Origin of the sequence: Streptomyces sp. CBMA123, assembly GCF_014596465.1 — a bacterium.
GTDB lineage: Bacteria > Actinomycetota > Actinomycetes > Streptomycetales > Streptomycetaceae > Kitasatospora.
Genome location: NZ_MECK01000516.1, coordinates 1 through 869, shown reverse-complemented (window position 1 = coordinate 869; position 869 = coordinate 1). Strand labels below are relative to the sequence as shown.

The following is an 869-nucleotide window of genomic DNA, read 5'->3' as shown; positions in this document are numbered from 1 at the left end:
CCGCGGCGCCCGGTGAGCACGAGGTGCCGGGCGCCGCTGCGGGCCAGCCAGCGGGCCACCTCGGCGCCGAGCGCGCCGGTGCCGCCGGTGACGAGGACGGTGCCGTCGGCGGTGAACTCCTCGGCGCGGGGCAGCTCGTCGACGGCGTACCGCACCAGGCGGCGGCCGTACGCGGCGGTGCCGCGCAGCGCGACCTGGTCCTCGCCGCCGCGGCCACCGGCCGCGAGGAGGCCGACCAGGCCCTGCACGGTCGGCGCGTCCAGCACCGGTGGCAGGTCGACCAGCCCGCCCGGCGCCTGCGGGCGCTCCAGGGCGGCGACCCGGCCGAGACCCCACGCGGCGGCCTGGACGGGGTTGGTGAGCGGGTCGGCGGGCCCGGTGGAGACGGCGCCGCGGGTGAGGGTCCACAGCGGCGCGGCGGAGCGCAGGTCGCCGAGGGCCTGGGCGAGGACGGCGCCGAGCGCGACGCCCTCCGGCAGGCCTGGCCCGGGGACGGGCCGGTCGGCCAGCGCGACGAGCGACAGGATGCCGCTCAGCTCGCCGAAGTCCGCGATCCGGCGCGCGAGTTCGGCGCGGTCGCGGCAGGCCTCGTCGAGCGCCAGCCGCTCCAGGCGGGCGCCGTGGCCGCGCAGGGCGTCGAGGAGCTCGGTGTCGTCGACGGCGTCGGTGGTGACGACCAGCCAGGTGCCGTCCAGCACGGGCGCGGCCGCCGGGCGGACGGGCCGCCAGTGGACGCGGTAGCGGGCCGCGTCGAGCTGCGCCTTCTCGTGCCGGGTGCGACGCCAGTCGGCGAGGGCGGGCAGGAGGGCGTAGAGGCCGGCGTGCTGTTCGTCGCGCAGGCCGAGCAGGCCGGCGAGTTCGGCGGCGCT

The 869-nt window shown here is 80.1% G+C and carries 1 protein-coding gene; it reads right to left on the bottom strand.

All coding sequences use genetic code 11. The annotated features are described in order from the left end of the window. Positions 1–869, bottom strand: an 869-nt coding sequence (locus tag BG452_RS35750; RefSeq protein ID WP_188308500.1) for a KR domain-containing protein, incomplete at both ends; no start/stop codon positions are given.